The sequence below is a fragment of the Faecalicatena sp. Marseille-Q4148 genome (assembly GCA_018228665.1).
Taxonomy (GTDB): domain Bacteria; phylum Bacillota; class Clostridia; order Lachnospirales; family Lachnospiraceae; genus UBA9414.
Genome location: CP073692.1, coordinates 1,745,934 through 1,764,339, shown reverse-complemented (window position 1 = coordinate 1,764,339; position 18,406 = coordinate 1,745,934). Strand labels below are relative to the sequence as shown.

Below are 18,406 nucleotides of genomic sequence, written 5' to 3'. Positions count from 1 at the left end.
TATGATACAAAGATTTCAAAAAGAATACGAAAACTTCTGGAAGAACGGGGATGATATCCAGGACGCGGAACATCGTCTGAATCATCTCTATACGATGCGGGATCGCCGGCTTGGGAAAGAGGAAATGGATGTAACAGAACAGGTTACGGGAAATGACTTCCGGGAAGAAAAAGCGGAAGATATGTCTATTTTCACAGGAAATGAGAAAATAGAAAAGAGAATTGTTCGATTTGGACATACATTATATAAGAGAACAGAACAGGTAAGAAGCAGTTACATTGTGAAAGATGGGATTGTAAATACATACTGCCGTCTTGATAACTTTGACGGGATGCCGAACCGGTATGTAAGAATTGCATCGGAAGCAGCCGTGATTGCGGCAGCGATTGTTTTTGGGTCACTATTTGGAATGGGCGGATCACTTCCGGTTCGAATAAAATATTTTATCATTTCACTGTTGCTTGTGTCTGTTCCGGTTGGGATTATTACCTATCTGCTCTTATTAAGAGCGAAAAAGCTTCATGAGAAGCGGGCGGAATCGGAGAAGGCTTTGGCAGAAAAGATGAGAAAACGTTTTCAAGAGCTAGATATTCCGGTGGAATATGAAGAAGTTCTCGGTGAGCTTTCTGTTCAGATTGGAATGATACAATATGCAAAAGACGAGAAAGAGGTTCAGACATTTCATGTTGCAGATGTGAAAAAAGTTCTGAAAAACTGTGAGAAAGTAGTAGATTATTCGATTGGTGAGGTACAATTTTCAGAGTATCAGAAAGAGGGACAGATAGAATATCTTCCGGCGGAACTGACCGTTTACCAGCTGAAGAGCAATGGAAAAACGCTGGTGCCAAAGAAAGAACGGGTGCAGGTAATGCTGGAACGGAAAGTACTGGACTGGAAGCTTGTGGAATATCGGGTAGTAGGATAATTTTGAATAAGCGTAGAAATACCGGAAATAAAGACAGGAGGAAAGCGCTGTGACAGAAATAGGATTTGCCTCTGATTTCGGGGGACAAGGGACAAGACTTTGTGATGTGAAAGCAACACTGGAGAAGATTGCAAAAGCAGGATTTACGCATATACACTGGTGTCATGAGTGGGATGGAGATTATTATTATTCCCACGCAGAGATGGAATTGATTAAGAGCTGGTTTGATGAATACGGATTGAAGGCAAAATCCCTTCATGCATCCAAGGGAAGCCGCATTCGTTCTGCGATTCGTAAAGATGCAGAGAGTCGAAAGGATTTTACATCTGCCAATGAATACAGCAGAAGAGCAGGTGTGGAACTTATTAAGAATCGTCTGGATCTGGCGCAGGTGCTTGGAGCGACAGAAATTGTGATTCATATGTATGTTCCTTATATGACTTTTCAGGAGCAACCCGGAAGTGAAGAAACATTTTATCAGCAGGCGTTTCGGTCCCTGGACGAATTGGAACCGTATGCAAGGGAGCGGGGGATTCGGATCTGTCTGGAAACGATGCTGGAAGCGCCGGCAGAACTGCAGTATGAGGAGTTTGACCGGCTGTTTGAACGATATGACAAAGAGTATCTTGGCATTTGCTGGGATACGGGACATACTCATATCATTTTAAATGAGCGGCAGGCAGAGTTTGGCAGACGCTATCAGGACAGGATTTTCAGCGTTCATTTGAATGATAATCTGGGAGGTCCCCGCATTGATCTTACAGATCATGAAGATATGGCAGGAAGCTGTGATCTGCACTGGATTCCGGGAGAAGGAACCATTGACTGGGAGGAAGCAGCAGAAGTGCTTGCGGCATCTTCATATGAACTTCCAATTGTGATGGAATTAAATGGCTATGATGATCAGGATGAATTTCTGCGAAGAAGTTATGAAGCGGGAGTTCGTCTGACGGAAATGATTACAGAGAAACGTCAGCAGAGAAGAAAGAAATAAAAAGGAAAACGATAGCTATGAAGGAAAAATTATATACGATACCGGTACACGATGCATTTCAGGAGGATTGTGAATGTCCGGTCTGTTCCATGTATCGGTCAATTGAGCAGGATGCGCTTCGATTTACCATGTCAGGTTATATGGTAGAAGAAAGGCGGATGGAAAGTAACCGGGTTGGTTTTTGCGAGCGGCATATGAAAATGCTTTATGAAGGAGAAGACCGGCTTGGACTGGCATGGATGATCAAAACCCATATGGAACATATCATTGGTGAGATTGAGAAGCGTCAGGAAGCGCCGGTAAAGCAGGCATCTTTCTTTAAGAAGAAAGCAGAACCGTCCGAATTAACATCCTATCTTGAGTTTTTGGATCACTCCTGTTTTGTGTGCGATAAGATTAATGCGATGTTTGAGCGTTATCTTGTGACTATTTTTTATCTCTATAAGAAAGAGGAGGCATTTCGGGAATTATTTCGGAAATCAAAAGGCTTCTGTACGGAGCACTACCGGATGCTGGCAGAAATGGCTCCGGCACAGCTTGGAGGAGAGATGCTTCAGCAGTTTATGAAAGATCTAAATGCGCTGTATCTTGAGAATATGAAGCGGGTAAAAGAGGATGTGAGCTGGTTTATTGATAAATTTGACTATCGCTTTAAAGATGAACCGTGGAAAAATGCGAAGGATTCTATTCCGCGTGCAATGACAAAATTAAATGGAATTCTTTGATGATTTGTATAAATTATCTGACAGTTTGCGTTGAAAAACGGCAGAGAATCTGCTAAAATATAAAAAAGCAATCCAAGTTTTGACAGGAGGCGATCATATGAATGAGAAGTTGATCAGAGAATTAAAACATGTAAAGAATTGTCTTGTGGCAAGAGATATGCGGGGCGATGAGTGGGAAGAACGCCAGGCAGTCCTGGAGAAACTGGAAGACGCGGTAACATATTTGAATGATTGTACCGGAAGAGGGATTGATTTTGAAGCAGAGCAGAAAGATTAGAAGATAGAAGAGGCGGAAGCAGAGGCTTCCGTCTTTTTGGTCATAGTTATTTATTTGTGGGAGGAAAAAATGGAGCAAGGACTTGTATTTGATATGGATGGTTTGATTTTTGATACAGAACGTATTGTGAAACAATCCTGGGATGATGTAGGAAAGGATTTGGGAATTCCGGATATGGGCGAGCATATTTTCCGTACGATTGGTTTTAATAGAGAACGGCGGGCAGTATATTTTCGGGAGAACATCCGTGAGGACTTTCCGGTAGAAGAATTCTCTGAACGAACACGAAGAAGATTTTACGAAATTGCAGAGACCGAAGGAGTAGAAATCAAACCGGGCGCCAGAGAATTGCTGGAATACGGAAAGCAAAACGGATTTAAGATTGCCCTTGCAACATCTTCGAGACGCGCTTATGCGGAACAGCTTTTAAAAGATGCAGGGCTTTATGAATATTTTGACGGATTTGTATTTGGAGATATGGTGACGCACAGCAAACCGGATCCGGAGGTGTATGTGCGTGCCTGTGAACAGATTGGACTTTTGCCAAAGCAGTGTACTGCATTCGAAGACGCACCGGCAGGAGTCTGTTCTGCTCATGCAGCAGGACTTTGTACCTGTATGGTTCCGGATCTTGTAGAGCCGGAGGAACCGGTGCGTCAGCTTGCAGATTATGTGTTTCGGTCACTTCACGAAGCAATCGGAATGTTGAAACGGCGAATTAACCGTTGATAATGACTTTCTTTAAATTCAGATCTTTGTCAAGAAGCACAAGATTACCGATCTTACCTGGTGCAATACTTCCATAGCGGTCATCTAATTTCAGCGCTTTGGCAGGATTGATCGTTACGCAGCCAACTACATCTTCCAGTGGGATATGCATATCTTTCACAGCAACACGCATGCAGTCAGCGAGGTTTGTTGCGGAACCGGCAAGAGCGCCGTTAGAAGTAAGCGTTGCACGGTTTCCGACAACGTCTACATCTAATCCGCCAAGAGTATAGCGGCCGTCCGGCATTCCTGTTGCTCTCATACTGTCGCTGATCATGCAGATGCGGTCAGCGCCGAACATATCGAATGTAGCGCGGACAACAGAAGGATGGATGTGTACACCGTCACAGATCAGTTCTACCATACATTCTTTGCAGTCGTGGGCAGCGCCGATTACGCCAGGTGCACGGTGGGAAAATGCAGGCATTGCATTGTAGAGATGAACGGCATGTCTTGCGCCGGCATCATAGGCTGCTTTTGCAGCATCGTAATCTGCGTTTGTATGTGCGAGAGATACTGTGACTTCATCTTTTACTTCCCGGATGAATTTTACAGCGCCTTCCACATCACGTTCCGGAGCAATTCCGACGAATTTCACAAGTCCGTTTGCAGCATTTTGGAATCGTCTGTAGATATTAGCATCACAGGATACAATGTAGTGCTCGTCCTGTGCGCCTTTCTTTTCCGGACTGATGAATGGTCCTTCCATATTCAGACCAACCAGTCTTGCGCCGGATTCATTTTTATAATCAGCAGCATTTTTCAGGATTTCTTCCAGAGTATCTACCGGAAGTGTCATTGTTGCAGGGCAGATGGTCGTTACGCCGACAGAAGCTTCGTATTCTGCGATTTTTTCCAGGGCTTCCTGAGTTCCGTCACAGGAATCGTATCCCATACATCCGTGGAAATGAATGTCAATGAGTCCCGGAATGGCATAGCAGCCTTCGCCGTCGATGATTTCACTCTCATCGGAAGCAGAAGCGGCAAAGAGACCGTCTTCGATAATTACTTCTCCCGGAGCGAATGTTCTGTCTTCTCCGTATACATTTACATTTTTAATAATCATGATTGTCTTCTCCTTTTGATGAAAATCTGGTGTTCAGATGAACTCCTATGCTGATAAAACACAGGACGTACACCTGAGAAGGCCTACGTCCCATTGAAATTGTGTATAAATTATCTTGGAAGTTTAGAAGCGGCAGCCTCGTCAACAACGATTGTCACATTTGGATGGAACTGCAGGATAGAAGCCGGAACTTCTGGTGTTACTGGTCCGAAAAATGCTTTTGCAACGATATCAGCTTTGCCTTCACCATTTGCAACAACGAGGATTTTCTTTGCTTTCATGATTGTGCCGATTCCCATTGTATATGCCTGTTTCGGAACATCATCTGCAGAGGCGAAGAAACGCTTGTTAGCTTCGATTGTGCTTTCCTGAAGGTCTACACAGTGTGTTGTCTTATCGAATTCCTGAGCCGGTTCATTGAATCCGATATGACCATTATGTCCAAGTCCAAGAAGCTGAAGATCCTGTCCGCCGTAAGAAGCGATCAGTGCTTCATAGCGTGCACATTCTGCGTCAGCATCTGGATTTGTACCATCCGGTACGTTTGTGTTAGCTTCATCAATATTGACATGGTTGAATAAATTGTCATGCATGAAGTAATAGTAGCTCTGGTCGTTGTCGCGTGGAAGACCTCTGTATTCGTCCAGGTTGACTGTTCTTACCTGAGAGAAGTCAAGACTTCCGTTCTCATACCATTCTACCAGATTTTTATATGTTCCGATCGGAGTGGAACCAGTTGCAAGTCCAAGAACACAGTCCGGTTTCTCAGCAACTTGTGCAGCGATGATCGCAGCAGCTTTTTTACTCATGTCTTCATAGTCTTTTGTTACAATAATGCGCATAATAAAATGCCCCTTTCTTGAAAAATATTTTATACCAGAATTGCTTCAGCAAAAAATTCCGGTAAATGAAAATCAGGTTTCGGAACCGGAAGCGGTGCGTAAGCAGCATAATGCTCAATAGCCGGTGTCTCAGAAATCTTATAAAAATTACACCGGAAACGGCTTCCCTGTTCAAATGTGATTCCTGGATAAAGCTTCTCAAGAAGTGAAAGTGGAAGAAATACTTCTTCGCTCCAGCTGTCATCTTCTTTGTGGCTTGCCCAGACAAGTGCGTCCTCGCCTTCCAACGGAAGAGGTGTGCGGCCTGAACGGCTGCTGCCGTACTTGGCGTGCATGATTCCCGCAGAGTTAAATTCGATGTTCAGATAAATGTCAGGATTTTCTTTCGCCTCAAAACACTGAAGGAAGAATTCCATAGCGCTGTCTTTGCAGACAGAACCCTGCTGAACGTGACATGCGGTGTAAGGATCTTTCTCGAGACAGGTCATTGAGAGATAAAATCCCTCGCCCGGAACAAATCCAAGATATCCGTATGTCTGGGGAAATGTATCTGTTCCCCACAGTCCATGGCTGACTTCGAAACGGGAACAGGTATGCAATTCTTGTTTTGATGATATAATTTTAACTTTGTACTGCATATGTTACCTCATTATAGTATAATAATTGATACAAGATAAGAGTATCAAACTTGTACTATAAAAGCAAGGCAGGATGAAAAGAAAAAATAAATCGTGCAAAAAAACGGCCGGATTCTTCAAATCCTCTTTTGAGAAGCATTGACAAATGCTTTCCGGGGTGCTACATTTTGTACTATAGTACAAAAACTTTCAGTCAGGAGGAAAGAAAATGAAATTAGGATTTATTGGATGTGGAAATATGGCCGGCGCGATTATGGGTGGTATCGTGAAAAATGGAATGATCAAAGCTTCAGAGATCATCGGTTCAGATTTATCACCTGTCGGAAGACAGAAAGTGGAAGCGGCATACGGCATTGTCACAACAGAGAATAACAAAGAAGTGGTAGAAAAAGCAGATGTTGTAGTGCTTGCGGTAAAACCACAGTTTTATGAAGCAGTAATTACAGAGGTAAAAGATCTGGTGCGGGAAGATCAACTGATGATTACCATTGCTCCGGGCAAGACACTTGCATGGCTGGAAGAAAAATTTGGCAAGAAAGTAAAGCTTGTCCGTACAATGCCAAACACACCTGCAATGGTGCTGGAAGGTATGACAGCTGCGTGTGTGAATGAGGCTGTTACGAAAGAAGAACAGGAATATGCATATGAGATTTTAAACTGTTTTGGAAAGACAGAATTTGTTCCGGAACGTCTGATTGATGCAGTTGTGGCAGTCAGCGGAAGCGCACCGGCTTATGTGTTTATGATGATTGAGGCAATGGCAGATGCAGCAGTGAGTGAAGGAATGCCGAGACCACAGGCATACAAATTCGCAGCACAGGCAGTTCTTGGAAGTGCCAAGATGGTTCTGGAACTTGGCAAGCATCCGGGAGAATTAAAAGATATGGTATGTTCACCGGCAGGAACGACAATCGAGGCTGTTCGCGTATTGGAAGAAAGAGGATTTAGAAGCGCGCTGATCGAAGCAATGAAGGCATGCGCTGATGTTTCCAGAAACCTGTAGAGTTTGTGAATAGGAAAGGAGAAAAAGATGGCCGGAAGAGTAAAAGCAAAGATTGTTGAGGCGGCGTGGGAGCTGTTTCATGAAAAAGGATATGACAACACAACGATAGATGATATTATAAAGCGTTCCGGTACATCGAAAGGTTCCTTTTATTATCATTTTGACAGTAAGGATGCATTTCTCGGAACTCTGTCTGAGATTCTTGATGAGAAATATCTGGAACTCTCTCAGGAGATTGAGGACGACATGAATAACTTTGACAAGCTTATTTATCTCGATGCAAAGATGCATGAGGCGCTGGAGAATATGGTCAACGCCGATTTACTGGCATCGCTTTATTCAACTCAGCTTGTATCCAAGACTGGACAGAACCTTTTGGATCAGAATCGAATCTATTACCGTTTAATCGGGCGGATTGTAGAAGAAGGACAAAAACGGGGAGAGATTGTGGAGAACAAGTCGGTCAGTGAGATTGTCAAATACTATGCGATGTGCGAGCGGGCGCTTGTAACGGAATGGTGCCTGAGTAAAGGCAGTTATTCACTTGCAGAGTACAGTAAGAAATACTTCCCGATTATGATGGAAGAGTTTCGCAGGAAGGAGTAGACGTTTGACGTCATTTCGTGATAAAATATATTGCAGAGACAGAAAGAGTCTCTGCAATTATTTTTTTGCAATGGTATTTGCAGGAAAAAATAAAGAGAAATCATAAAGAAAGGAATATAGAAAAATGACAAATCCGATCGTTACAATTACAATGGAAAATGGCGACAGCATTAAAGTAGAATTATATCCGGAGATTGCTCCGAACACGGTGAGAAATTTTATTTCACTGGCAAATAAAGGATTTTATGACGGACTGATCTTCCACCGGGTGATCAGAGGCTTTATGATCCAGGGCGGATGCCCGCAGGGAACAGGTACAGGCGGACCTGGATACAATATTAAAGGAGAATTTGCACAGAACGGATTCCAGAATAATCTTTCCCATGATCCGGGCGTGATTTCAATGGCAAGGGCAATGCATCCGGATTCAGCAGGAAGCCAGTTCTTTATTATGCATGAGAAATCTCCGCATCTCGATGGAGCTTATGCGGCATTTGGAAAAGTGACAGAAGGTATGGACATTGTGAATAAGATTGCTGAGACTGCAACAGACTTCCGTGACCGTCCACTGGAACCACAGAAGATGAAATCCGTAACAGTAGAGACCTTTGGCGAGACATATGAGGAGCCGGAACAGGCATAACAGCTGGAAAGAGGCTGAGAGAGGAAGGTATCGGGATGAACGATAAGTATGTGACATTTACGATTGGGCGGAGAAAGAACATTGCGCTGATCGCCCATGATAATGAAAAACCGAAACTGATTGAATGGTGTCAGGAGCATTATGATATTTTGAAGGAACACAAACTCTATGGTACCGGAACAACGGCACGAATGATCGCTGACAAAACCGGTCTCATCGTGAAAGGGTATAATAGCGGCCCGTTGGGCGGAGATCAGCAGATCGGCGCGAAGATCGTAGAAGGTGTGATAGACTTTGTTGTGTTTTTTTCCGATCCACTGACAGCTCAGCCACATGATCCGGATGTAAAGGCGCTGATGAGGATTGCACAGGTGTATGATATTCCTATGGCAATCAATAAAGCGACAGCAGACTTCCTGATCAGATCGGTCTATATGGATACCGAATATGACCATGAAGTGATGAATTTTCAAAAGAATATTGAAGAGCGCGCAGAGACATTATAAAAACATGCCGAAATTACTTGATTCCTCTTTAGGTTAACGGTATAATAGGCATGAACAAATAATAGGAAATTCTTCGGGGTAGGGTGCAAGTCCCAACCGGCGGTATAGTCCGCGACCTGTTCAGGCAAGTCCTGAATGGCTGATTTGGTGTAATTCCAAAACCGACAGTAAAGTCTGGATGAGAGAAGAACATGCAGTGCAGACGTATGTCCCCGGGTAGATTCTATCCGGGGATTTTTATTGGCATAATCTGAAGGAAGCGAAGTTCACAGGGTGCTGCTTGTGAGAATCCGGAAAGTGTCATGGCACGATTCTTTCTTTGGAAGTATTTCCGCAAACAAAAAGGAGAGATATTATGAGTACAGAGACAAAAACAGGTATGGACACAAAGCCGGAAGCAAACCAGAGGCAAAAGCAGGCAGAGACAGCATGCAAAATGAGCAGAAGCAAGGTGCGTACGATTACCCAGATTGCCATGATGGGGGCAGCAGCAGTCATTTTGATGCTGTTTGAGATTCCGCTTCCATTTGCACCTTCATTTTATGAGATTGATTTCAGTGAAGTTCCGGTATTGATCGGATGCTTTACAATGGGACCAATGGCGGGCGTATTGATTGAGCTTGTGAAGGTATTGTTGAATATTTTAATCAGCGGAACGCAAACAGTAGGAATTGGTGAAGCAGCGAATTTCCTGATCGGCTGTGCGTTTTGTGTTCCGGCAGGACTTATTTATCAGAGACTCCATTCCCGAAAAGGCGCTGTCATTGGAATGACCGCAGGCACAGTAGTTATGACTGTTGTTGGAAGTCTGATCAATGCATTTGTACTGCTTCCGGCTTATACGATGTTAATGGGACTTTCGCTTGAAACGATTATTGGGATGGGAACAGCAGTAAATCCGGCAATCACAAATATTACAACACTTGTATTGTTTGCAGTAGTGCCATTTAATTTATTGAAAGGTGTTCTTGTTTCGATTATTGTACTTCTGATCTATAAGAAAATCAGTCCAATTTTAAAAATGAGCAGGTCTTAACAGGCCTGCTTCTCTTATGAACAGAGGAAAGTTTTCCGGAAATAGCTCTTGTAAAAAACAGGCGATAGGATTAGAATAAAAAAATCAGTGAAGAAAGAGAGAGATGAGACTGGTGATTCGCACAAAAAAACTTGTATATGAGTATGAAAAACGAGATGAAGAGGGCAATGTCATTGGAACCCACCGGGCTATCGATGAAGTGGATCTGGATGTTTGCCCGGGGCAGTTTATTGCAATCTTAGGGCATAATGGTTCTGGTAAATCTACGTTGGCAAAGCATATGAATGCGATCCTGATTCCGACAGAAGGAACGATGTGGGTAGATGGAAAGAATACGTCTGATCCGGAGGAACTCTGGAATGTGAGACAAACAGCCGGAATGGTGTTCCAAAATCCGGACAACCAGATTATCGGAACCGTGGTGGAAGAAGATGTGGGGTTTGGACCGGAGAACCTTGGAGTTCCAGCGGAAGAAATCTGGCAGCGTGTAGAAAAAAGTCTTTCTGCCGTTGGTATGATTGAATACCGTCACCATTCACCGAATAAATTATCCGGCGGACAAAAGCAAAGAGTAGCCATTGCCGGAGTCGTTGCAATGAAACCAAAATGTATTGTGCTCGATGAACCGACGGCCATGCTTGATCCGAATGGGCGTAAAGAAGTGCTGCGAACGGTGAAGGAGCTGAGAAAGCAGGAGCATATTACAGTTATTTTGATTACTCATTATATGGAAGAAGTAATCGATGCAGATCAGGTAATCGTTATGGATCAGGGACATGTCGTTATGCAGGGAACGCCGCGGGAAATATTTTCTCAGATAGATCTTCTGAAGAAATACCGGCTGGATGTTCCGCAGGTAACGATGCTGGCCCATGAATTAAGAAAAAGAGGTCTTCCGGTACCGGAAGGAGTTTTGAGAAAAGAAGAGTTGGTGGAGATACTATGTCAATTACGTTAGAACATGTGAATTATGTATACAGTCCGGGAACAGCTTATGAAAAGCAGGCGCTGAAAGATGTGAATCTGACGATTCCGCAGGGACAGTTTGTCGGTATCATTGGGCATACCGGATCCGGGAAGTCTACTTTGATACAGCATCTGAATGGTTTAGTAAAGGCAACAGACGGAAAAGTATGCTTTCAAGGCGAGAATATTTACGAAGAGGGCTATAATCTGAAGCAGCTGCGTACGAGGGTAGGGCTTGTGTTTCAGTATCCGGAACATCAGCTTTTCGAGGTGGATGTGCTGACAGATGTGTGCTTTGGTCCGAAGAATCAGGGATTGGAGAAAGAAGAATGTCAGAAACGGGCCGAAGAAGCTCTCAAAATGGTAGGAATCTCAGAGAAGCACTATAAGGATTCTCCGTTTGATCTGTCAGGAGGACAGAAGCGGCGTGTAGCCATTGCCGGTGTCCTGGCGATGCATCCGGACGTCCTTGTACTTGATGAGCCGACGGCAGGGCTTGATCCGAAAGGGCGGGATGAGATATTAGACCAGATTAAGAAGCTTCACGATGAATTGGGATTGACGGTCATTCTTGTGTCCCACAGTATGGAAGATGTTGCCAAATATGTGGAGCGGATTATTGTGATGGATAAGGGAAGCGTCATGCTTGACGGTGCGCCGAAAGAAGTGTTTTCACATTATAAAGAACTGGAGCAGGTAGGACTCGCAGCCCCGCAGGTTACTTATATTATGCATGAACTTGCTAAGAGCGGGCTTGCAGTAAATACAGCGGCAACAACGATAGAAGAGGCGGCGGATGAGATTATGAAGCTGTTTCAAGACAGGCAAGAGGTGTAAGAGATGATTCGAGATATTACAATAGGACAGTATTATCCGGCGAATAGCCGGGTACACCGCCTTGATCCGCGGACAAAGATTGTGTGTACACTTTTGTACTTGATTTCTTTATTTTTATTTAAAAACATGTTGGGGTATGTGATTGCCACTATTTTCCTGTTTGCAGTTGTACGGATCTCTAAAGTGCCGGTAAAGTTTATCGTAAAAGGGTTAAAACCTATTATTTTACTGTTGATGATTACCGTTGTTTTCAATCTGTTTTTAACGGGAACAGGGACGATTCTCTGGAAAGTCGGCTTTCTGAAGATTACGGATGAAGGGCTTCGAACGGCAGTTTTTATGGCAATTCGTCTGATTTATTTGATTATTGGGGCTTCTGTGATGACGCTGACAACGACGCCGAATGCATTGACAGACGGGATTGAGCGTCTGCTGAATCCGCTTCGCCATCTTCATGTGCCGGTGCATGAGATTGCGATGATTATGTCCATTGCCCTGCGTTTTATTCCGATATTGCTGGAAGAGACAGATAAGATTATGAAAGCTCAGATGGCAAGAGGTGCAGATCTTGAGAGCGGCAATCTGATCCAGAGAGCAAAGAATATGGTTCCGATTTTGGTTCCGCTTTTTGTTTCTGCCTTTCGCCGGGCAAATGATCTTGCAATGGCTATGGAAGCAAGATGTTATCAGGGCGGTGACGGAAGAACAAAGATGAAACCGCTCATTTATCATAAAAATGATGTAGCTGCATATGCGATTACCATTCTGTATGTGGCAGCGGCTTGTGTGGTCGGACGGTTTGTACCGTTCCGCATTTGGATTTTTTAAAACAGGAGGAAAAGCCGGATGAGACGGATTAGACTTGTCATTGCTTATGACGGGACAAACTACTGTGGCTGGCAGATCCAGCCGAATGGAATTACGGTTGAGGAAGTGCTTAATCGTACGCTCTGCAAAATGACAGGAGAAGCCATTGCGGTAATCGGGGCAAGCCGCACAGATTCCGGTGTACATGCGATGGGAAATGTGGCGGTATTTGATACAGAATCTACGATTCCGCCGGAGCGTTTTTCTTATGCATTGAACCAGCGGCTTCCGGATGATATTGTGATTGTGTCTTCCGATGAAGTTCCGGCAGACTGGCATCCGCGTTATCGGAATTGCGAAAAGACATATGAATATCATATTTTAAATACTCGGATCCCAGTGCCAACGAAGCGGCTGACAAATTATTTTGTTTCCTTTCCGCTGGACGAGAAGAAGATGCAGCAGGCAGCAGAGTATCTAAAAGGCGAGCATGACTTTGTGAGTTTTTGTAATGTACGGACAGATGTGGAAGATACGGTGCGGACGATTACCGCGTTGGATGTTCTGAGAGACGGAGAAGAGATTACCGTACGCATTACGGGAAATGGCTTTCTCTATAATATGGTTCGGATTATTGTGGGAACATTGATCCGGGTAGGACGCGGATTTTACGAGCCGGAGCAGGTAAGAGAGATTCTGGAAGCGAAAAGCCGGAAAGCAGCCGGAGTAACCGCGCCGCCTCAGGGATTGATGCTGATGCGGATTGACTATGGAGAAGGACGGGAAGCTTCCGAAGGAACGGATTAAGAGAAAAGAATCAAACAGAATAGTTATTATGCTATTGAAAATATAAAAGATACAGTGAAGAAGCAGCTCATTGTATCTTTTTTTGTGGAAAATTTTCGTGGAGCGCTCGGAGCTTTTGAAGTTATTTTTGATGAAATGGGAGAGAGAAAATGGAGTTCTCGGAAACTTCGTGCATTTTATTGTGAAATCTGTATAAAAATAAAATAAAAAATATGTGAAAAAGAAAGAAAGAAGGCGAAAACTCTGAAAGAACTTTCAGTAATGAAAAGATATATTGATAATAATTGCAGAAATGTTATACTGGGCACTAACAAAGGAGGAACGGATATGAACAACATAGAAAGTATTAAAGGAAAATTAATCGTATCCTGTCAGGCGCTTCCGCATGAGCCGCTTCACTCTTCTTTTATCATGGGAAGAATGGCGCTTGCAGCGAAAGAAGGCGGTGCACATGGAATTCGTGCCAACACAAAAGAAGATATTCAGGAAATCCATTCCCAGGTAGATCTTCCGGTCATTGGAATTGTGAAACGAGATTATGAAGACAGTAAAGTATATATCACACCGACCATGAAAGAGATTGATGAGCTGATGGAAGTCGGCGTGGAGATTATTGCATTGGATGCAACGATCAATACACGGCCGGGCGGAAAGACGCTGACAGAGTTTTATAAGGAAATTCGGGAGAAATATCCGGATCAGCTTCTGATGGCAGACTGTTCTACCGTAGAAGAAATGCTTTATGCAGATGAGCTTGGCTTTGATTTTATCGGAACAACATTAGTTGGCTATACAGAGCAGAGCAAAGGGCTTAAAATCGAACATAATGACTTCGAAATTATTCGCGAAGTATTGGCAAAGGCAAAACATCCTGTTATTGCAGAGGGAAATATTAATACGCCTGAAAAAGTAAAAAGAGTTATTGAACTGGGCGCATACAGCGTAGTGGTCGGCTCCATTATTACAAGACCACAGCTAATTACAAAGAGCTTTGCGGACGTATTAGAATAGACGTACCGCAGCATCTCCGTGAACGGAGAATAGAGAACACATCCACACATTTATTTTATGAAAGGGGTATTTCATTATGGCAAACTTAGAAAAGTACAAAGGCGTGATTCCGGCATTTTATGCATGTTACGATGAAGAAGGAAACATTAGCCCGGAGAGAGTCAGAGCGCTGACAGAGTATCACATCAAAAAAGGTGTAAAAGGTGTTTATGTAAATGGTTCTTCAGGTGAATGTATTTACCAGAGCGTAGAAGACCGCAAGATTACTCTGGAAAATGTTATGGCAGTTGCGAAAGGAAAACTGACGGTGATCGCACACGTTGCATGTAACAATACAAAAGACAGCGTTGAGCTTGCAAAACATGCTGAGAGTTTAGGCGTTGATGCGATTGCAGCGATTCCACCAATTTATTTCAGACTTCCGGAATATGCAATTGCAAAATACTGGAATGATATGAGCGCGGCTGCACCGAACACAGATTTTGTCATTTACAATATTCCGCAGCTTGCAGGTGTGGCTTTAACACAGAATCTGTTTGCAGAAATGCGTAAAAATCCAAGAGTCATTGGCGTAAAGAATTCTTCTATGCCGGTTCAGGATATTCAGATGTTTAAGGCGGCAGCCGGAAACGATTATATCATTTTCAATGGTCCGGACGAGCAGTTTATCAGCGGACGTGTCATTGGAGCAGAAGGCGGAATTGGCGGAACATACGGTGTAATGCCGGAACTCTTCCTGAAAATGGACGAACTTGTGAAAGCAAACAAACTGGAAGAAGCCCGCGAAGTACAGTATGCAGCAAATGAAGTGATTTACAAAATGTGTTCTGCTCACGGAAATATGTATGGAGTAATCAAAGAGATTCTTCGTATCAATGAAAATCTGGATCTTGGGGGAGTTCGTGAACCGCTTCCACAGTTGATCGAGTCAGATTTCGAGATTGCAAAAGAAGCAGCAAAAATGGTGAAAGAAGCAGTTGCAAAGTACTGCTAAGAGGATAGTAAAGTGCAGGGATTTACAACAATTGATTTAATTATTTTAGTCGTTTATCTGGCGGCAGTTCTGTTTGCCGGATTACATTTCTCAAAGAAAGAAATGCAGGGAAAGGAATTCTTTAAAGGTGACGGAACAATTCCGTGGTGGGTGACTTCGGTATCTATTTTTGCTACATTATTAAGTCCGATTTCCTTCTTGTCGTTAGCAGGAAACTCTTATGCAGGTACATGGATCATGTGGTTTGCACAGCTTGGTATGCTTGTGGCAATCCCGATTACCATTAAGTTCTTCCTTCCGATTTACAGTAAATTAGATATTGATACGGCATATCATTATCTTGAGATCCGCTTTAACAGCAAAGGACTTCGCGTGCTTGGCGCAGTCATGTTTATCGTATATCAGATTGGACGTATGTCAATTATTATGTACCTTCCGTCTATGGTATTGGCACAGCTCACAGGAATTAATGTCAATATTTTAATTATTGTTATGGGTGTGATCGCAATCATCTATTCCTATACCGGCGGTCTGAAATCCGTACTTTGGACAGACTTCATCCAGGGGTCCGTACTTCTTGTCGGTGTTACGTTCGCACTGTTCTATCTGGCAGGAGGAATTGACGGAGGTTTTGGTGCGATTTTCCGTTCTATGGGAGAAGGGAAGTTCCTTGCTCCGAATGAACCGATTTTTGATATTAATATTTTAAAAACAAGTGTATTTCTTCTGATTGTTGGTGCAGGATTCAACACATTATCTTCTTACATTTCCAGTCAGGATATCGTACAGAGATTTACAACAACAACAGATACGAAAAAGCTGAATAAAATGATGCTGACAAACGGTGCGCTTTCTATTTTTATCGCAACAGCATTCTACCTGATTGGAACAGGACTTCATGTGTTCTATCAGACACAGGGGAATCCGCTTCCGCCGGCAGCACAGCAGGATCAGATTTTTGCATCTTACATTGCGTTTGAACTTCCGGTAGGAATTACAGGACTGCTTCTGGCAGCAATCTATGCTGCAGCACAGTCTACACTTTCCACAGGTCTGAACTCAGTTGCAACAAGCTGGACACTGGATATTCAGGAGCGTCTTTCTAAGAAAGAGTTAAGCTTTAAGACACAGACAAGAATCGCCCAGTTCGTATCGCTTGGCGTTGGTATTTTTGCAATCGCGGTATCAATTATTCTTGCAAACGGAAACATTAAATCTGCATATGAATGGTTTAACGGTTTTATGGGACTGGTACTTGGTATTTTAGGAGGAACCTTCATCCTCGGAGCATTTACGAAAGTAGCGAATGCATTTGGCGCTTATGTGGCATTTATCGTAGCATCTGCAGCAATGATCTACATCAAATATATGGTACCGGCAGAAAATGTGTCTATCTGGTCTTATTCTATTATCTCAATTGCAATTTCACTTGTAGTAGGAGTACCTGCAAGTATTCTCTACAGAAAAGTGAAGGGAGATAATGAAAAACCGAAAGCAAATACAACGATTTATCATTCATAGGATTATAAGAGGTGACAAAAATGATTTTCGGAAATATTAAAAATCTGGAAGAATTTGCTTATCTGGAAAAAGGAATTCAGGAATGTTTCGCATACGCAGCAGAGAATGATCTGAAAAACTTTGAAAAAGGAAGTCATCCGATCGATGGAGAGCGTTTGTTTGTAAATATTGTAGAATATGAGACAACAACACCGGAAAATCGGTTTTGGGAAGCGCACAGAGAATATCTGGACGTTCATTTCATGCTTGACGGGGAAGAACAGATTAATCTGAATTTTATTGAAAATATGGAGCAAAAAGAATTTGTTCCGAAAGATGACTTCCTGCCGTTGGAAGGCGCTGCAAATAGTCATGTAATATTAAAAAAGGGTGATTTCCTTGTATGTTATCCGCATGACGGTCATATGACAGCGATTCAGGTGGAAGAACCAAAAAAAGTGAAAAAAGCAATTTTTAAAGTGAGAATTCAATAGGAAATCAAAGGAGAGGCAAACCACAGGTCAGAGGTTTGCCTTTTCGGGCAAAGAAACGGAGGAATCAATGAAGAAATATATTTGTATTGACATTGGTGGAACAGCGATCAAATATGGTATGGTAAATGAAAAGGGAAACATTCTTGAGAGAAAGCAGATGGCGACAGAGGCGTCCAAAGGAGGTCCTGCGATCCTTGCAAAGGCTGTCTCGATTGTCGAGACATTTGTGAAACAAGAAGAAATCTCAGGAATATGTATTTCCACAGCCGGTATGGTAGATGTGGATCAGGGGAGTATTTTTTATTCAGCGCCGCTGATTCCAGACTATATCGGAACAAATTTTAAAAAGACAATGGAAGAGAGATTCCATATCCCTTGCGAAGTGGAAAATGATGTAAACTGTGCCGGCCTGGCGGAAACAAAATCAGGAGCGGCAAAAGGATGTTCTTCTGCTCTTTGTCTTACAATTGGGACAGGAATCGGAGGATGTATTATTATAGATGGAAAAGTTCATCACGGATTTTCCGGAAGCGCCTGTGAAGTTGGTTATATGCACATGTTTGGCAGTGATTTTCAGACGTTGGGAGCCAGCAGTATTCTGACGAAAAAGGTGTGTGAGCGCCATTCGGACAAACGGAAATGGAATGGTGTAGAGATTTTTGAGGCTGCAAAGAACGGAGATGAAATTTGTATTCGCGCGATCGATGAAATGTGTGATATACTGGGATATGGGATAGCAAATATCTGTTATGTATTGAATCCGGAGCTCGTTGTACTGGGAGGCGGGATTATGGCACAGGAAGAATTTCTGCGTCCGCGCATCCAGAAATCACTGGAGCAGTATCTTCTGCCTAGTATTGCAAAGAAGACAAAGCTTGCTTTTGCAAGTCATCAGAACAACGCCGGAATGCTTGGCGCATTTTATCATTTTCAGGAACGTCATGGAGAAAGTATGAGGTAA

General features: G+C 43.2%; 22 protein-coding genes and 1 riboswitch. Of the genes, 19 read left to right on the top strand and 3 right to left on the bottom strand.

Going from position 1 to position 18,406, the window contains the following annotated elements:
• The first annotated feature begins 1 nt into the window (after position 1).
• The 5 genes from KFE17_08315 to KFE17_08295 all read left to right on the top strand — a co-directional run bounded on the left by KFE17_08315 (position 2) and on the right by KFE17_08295 (position 3,650).
• Positions 2 to 925, top strand: a complete 924-nt coding sequence (locus KFE17_08315) for a hypothetical protein (GenBank protein ID QUO30918.1) — start codon at positions 2 to 4, stop codon at positions 923 to 925.
• Positions 926 to 974: 49 nt separating this feature from the next.
• Positions 975 to 1,919 (top strand): sugar phosphate isomerase/epimerase, encoded by a 945-nt coding sequence (locus KFE17_08310; protein ID QUO30917.1) that lies wholly within the window; start codon positions 975 to 977, stop codon positions 1,917 to 1,919.
• Positions 1,920 to 1,936: 17 nt separating this feature from the next.
• A complete protein-coding gene (locus KFE17_08305) occupies positions 1,937 to 2,644 on the top strand; it encodes a hypothetical protein (GenBank protein QUO30916.1) in 708 nt (235 codons plus the stop codon).
• Positions 2,645 to 2,741: 97 nt separating this feature from the next.
• Positions 2,742 to 2,921 (top strand): hypothetical protein, encoded by a 180-nt coding sequence (locus tag KFE17_08300; GenBank protein ID QUO30915.1) that lies wholly within the window; start codon positions 2,742 to 2,744, stop codon positions 2,919 to 2,921.
• Positions 2,922 to 2,990: 69 nt separating this feature from the next.
• Positions 2,991 to 3,650, top strand: coding sequence for an HAD family phosphatase (locus KFE17_08295; protein QUO30914.1), 660 nt, complete (start codon positions 2,991 to 2,993; stop codon positions 3,648 to 3,650).
• Here KFE17_08295 and nagA read toward each other — a convergent pair.
• The 3 genes from nagA to KFE17_08280 all read right to left on the bottom strand — a co-directional run bounded on the left by nagA (position 3,640) and on the right by KFE17_08280 (position 6,235).
• Positions 3,640 to 4,755, bottom strand: a complete 1,116-nt coding sequence (gene nagA / locus KFE17_08290) for an N-acetylglucosamine-6-phosphate deacetylase (protein ID QUO30913.1) — start codon at positions 4,753 to 4,755, stop codon at positions 3,640 to 3,642. The genes KFE17_08295 and nagA overlap by 11 nt on opposite strands.
• Positions 4,756 to 4,865: 110 nt before the next feature.
• The gene (nagB, locus tag KFE17_08285; protein ID QUO30912.1) at positions 4,866 to 5,597 is read right to left on the bottom strand and encodes a glucosamine-6-phosphate deaminase; all 732 of its coding nucleotides are present in this window, start codon (positions 5,595 to 5,597) and stop codon (positions 4,866 to 4,868) included.
• Between the two features lie 29 nt (positions 5,598 to 5,626).
• Positions 5,627 to 6,235 carry a carbohydrate-binding family 9-like protein gene (locus KFE17_08280; GenBank protein ID QUO30911.1) on the bottom strand — a complete coding sequence of 203 codons (609 nt, stop codon included), beginning with the start codon at positions 6,233 to 6,235 and terminating at the stop codon, positions 5,627 to 5,629.
• 208 nt (positions 6,236 to 6,443) lie between these two features.
• On the opposite strand from KFE17_08280, the gene proC reads away from it, so the two are divergent.
• The 14 genes from proC (at position 6,444) to KFE17_08210 (ending at position 18,406) form a co-directional block, all read left to right on the top strand.
• Complete coding sequence (gene proC / locus KFE17_08275; protein ID QUO30910.1) at positions 6,444 to 7,238, top strand: pyrroline-5-carboxylate reductase; 795 nt, start codon at positions 6,444 to 6,446, stop codon at positions 7,236 to 7,238.
• A 27-nt stretch (positions 7,239 to 7,265) separates the two neighbouring features.
• The gene (locus KFE17_08270) at positions 7,266 to 7,844 is read left to right on the top strand and encodes a TetR/AcrR family transcriptional regulator (GenBank protein QUO30909.1); all 579 of its coding nucleotides are present in this window, start codon (positions 7,266 to 7,268) and stop codon (positions 7,842 to 7,844) included.
• A 124-nt stretch (positions 7,845 to 7,968) separates the two neighbouring features.
• Positions 7,969 to 8,487 carry a peptidylprolyl isomerase gene (locus KFE17_08265; GenBank protein ID QUO30908.1) on the top strand — a complete coding sequence of 173 codons (519 nt, stop codon included), beginning with the start codon at positions 7,969 to 7,971 and terminating at the stop codon, positions 8,485 to 8,487.
• A 35-nt stretch (positions 8,488 to 8,522) separates the two neighbouring features.
• Entirely contained in the window at positions 8,523 to 8,993 is a 471-nt protein-coding gene (locus KFE17_08260; protein QUO30907.1) for a methylglyoxal synthase, read from the top strand.
• A gap of 65 nt (positions 8,994 to 9,058) precedes the next feature.
• A riboswitch (FMN riboswitch) is annotated at positions 9,059 to 9,187 on the top strand.
• A gap of 185 nt (positions 9,188 to 9,372) precedes the next feature.
• Positions 9,373 to 10,029, top strand: a complete 657-nt coding sequence (locus KFE17_08255; protein ID QUO33668.1) for an ECF transporter S component — start codon at positions 9,373 to 9,375, stop codon at positions 10,027 to 10,029.
• A gap of 103 nt (positions 10,030 to 10,132) precedes the next feature.
• A complete protein-coding gene (locus tag KFE17_08250) occupies positions 10,133 to 10,987 on the top strand; it encodes an energy-coupling factor transporter ATPase (GenBank protein ID QUO30906.1) in 855 nt (284 codons plus the stop codon).
• Entirely contained in the window at positions 10,972 to 11,832 is an 861-nt protein-coding gene (locus KFE17_08245; GenBank protein ID QUO30905.1) for an energy-coupling factor transporter ATPase, read from the top strand. Before KFE17_08250 ends, KFE17_08245 begins: the two co-directional genes overlap by 16 nt.
• Positions 11,833 to 11,835: 3 nt before the next feature.
• Positions 11,836 to 12,660: an energy-coupling factor transporter transmembrane protein EcfT gene (locus KFE17_08240; protein QUO30904.1), complete on the top strand. Its 825-nt coding sequence runs from the start codon at positions 11,836 to 11,838 to the stop codon at positions 12,658 to 12,660.
• A gap of 18 nt (positions 12,661 to 12,678) precedes the next feature.
• Entirely contained in the window at positions 12,679 to 13,446 is a 768-nt protein-coding gene (gene truA / locus KFE17_08235) for a tRNA pseudouridine(38-40) synthase TruA (GenBank protein ID QUO30903.1), read from the top strand.
• A gap of 327 nt (positions 13,447 to 13,773) precedes the next feature.
• A complete protein-coding gene (locus KFE17_08230) occupies positions 13,774 to 14,457 on the top strand; it encodes an N-acetylmannosamine-6-phosphate 2-epimerase (protein QUO30902.1) in 684 nt (227 codons plus the stop codon).
• A gap of 76 nt (positions 14,458 to 14,533) precedes the next feature.
• A complete protein-coding gene (locus tag KFE17_08225; GenBank protein ID QUO30901.1) occupies positions 14,534 to 15,451 on the top strand; it encodes a dihydrodipicolinate synthase family protein in 918 nt (305 codons plus the stop codon).
• A 12-nt stretch (positions 15,452 to 15,463) separates the two neighbouring features.
• Positions 15,464 to 16,972 carry a sodium:solute symporter gene (locus tag KFE17_08220; GenBank protein QUO30900.1) on the top strand — a complete coding sequence of 503 codons (1,509 nt, stop codon included), beginning with the start codon at positions 15,464 to 15,466 and terminating at the stop codon, positions 16,970 to 16,972.
• A 20-nt stretch (positions 16,973 to 16,992) separates the two neighbouring features.
• Positions 16,993 to 17,445, top strand: a complete 453-nt coding sequence (locus KFE17_08215; protein ID QUO30899.1) for a YhcH/YjgK/YiaL family protein — start codon at positions 16,993 to 16,995, stop codon at positions 17,443 to 17,445.
• A gap of 67 nt (positions 17,446 to 17,512) precedes the next feature.
• Complete coding sequence (locus tag KFE17_08210) at positions 17,513 to 18,406, top strand: ROK family protein (protein ID QUO30898.1); 894 nt, start codon at positions 17,513 to 17,515, stop codon at positions 18,404 to 18,406.

Coding starts and splice junctions, on each gene's coding strand:
- KFE17_08230 (QUO30902.1), top strand. CDS start 13,774: ATGAACAACATAGAAAGTATTAAAGGAAAATTAATCGTATCCTGTCAG.
- KFE17_08255 (QUO33668.1), top strand. CDS start 9,373: ATGGACACAAAGCCGGAAGCAAACCAGAGGCAAAAGCAGGCAGAGACA.
- KFE17_08260 (QUO30907.1), top strand. CDS start 8,523: ATGAACGATAAGTATGTGACATTTACGATTGGGCGGAGAAAGAACATT.
- truA (QUO30903.1), top strand. CDS start 12,679: ATGAGACGGATTAGACTTGTCATTGCTTATGACGGGACAAACTACTGT.
- proC (QUO30910.1), top strand. CDS start 6,444: ATGAAATTAGGATTTATTGGATGTGGAAATATGGCCGGCGCGATTATG.
- KFE17_08265 (QUO30908.1), top strand. CDS start 7,969: ATGACAAATCCGATCGTTACAATTACAATGGAAAATGGCGACAGCATT.
- nagA (QUO30913.1), bottom strand. CDS start 4,755: ATGATTATTAAAAATGTAAATGTATACGGAGAAGACAGAACATTCGCT.
- KFE17_08295 (QUO30914.1), top strand. CDS start 2,991: ATGGAGCAAGGACTTGTATTTGATATGGATGGTTTGATTTTTGATACA.
- KFE17_08250 (QUO30906.1), top strand. CDS start 10,133: ATGAGACTGGTGATTCGCACAAAAAAACTTGTATATGAGTATGAAAAA.
- KFE17_08225 (QUO30901.1), top strand. CDS start 14,534: ATGGCAAACTTAGAAAAGTACAAAGGCGTGATTCCGGCATTTTATGCA.
- KFE17_08210 (QUO30898.1), top strand. CDS start 17,513: ATGAAGAAATATATTTGTATTGACATTGGTGGAACAGCGATCAAATAT.
- KFE17_08305 (QUO30916.1), top strand. CDS start 1,937: ATGAAGGAAAAATTATATACGATACCGGTACACGATGCATTTCAGGAG.
- nagB (QUO30912.1), bottom strand. CDS start 5,597: ATGCGCATTATTGTAACAAAAGACTATGAAGACATGAGTAAAAAAGCT.
- KFE17_08315 (QUO30918.1), top strand. CDS start 2: ATGATACAAAGATTTCAAAAAGAATACGAAAACTTCTGGAAGAACGGG.
- KFE17_08280 (QUO30911.1), bottom strand. CDS start 6,235: ATGCAGTACAAAGTTAAAATTATATCATCAAAACAAGAATTGCATACC.
- KFE17_08245 (QUO30905.1), top strand. CDS start 10,972: ATGTCAATTACGTTAGAACATGTGAATTATGTATACAGTCCGGGAACA.
- KFE17_08270 (QUO30909.1), top strand. CDS start 7,266: ATGGCCGGAAGAGTAAAAGCAAAGATTGTTGAGGCGGCGTGGGAGCTG.
- KFE17_08300 (QUO30915.1), top strand. CDS start 2,742: ATGAATGAGAAGTTGATCAGAGAATTAAAACATGTAAAGAATTGTCTT.
- KFE17_08215 (QUO30899.1), top strand. CDS start 16,993: ATGATTTTCGGAAATATTAAAAATCTGGAAGAATTTGCTTATCTGGAA.
- KFE17_08240 (QUO30904.1), top strand. CDS start 11,836: ATGATTCGAGATATTACAATAGGACAGTATTATCCGGCGAATAGCCGG.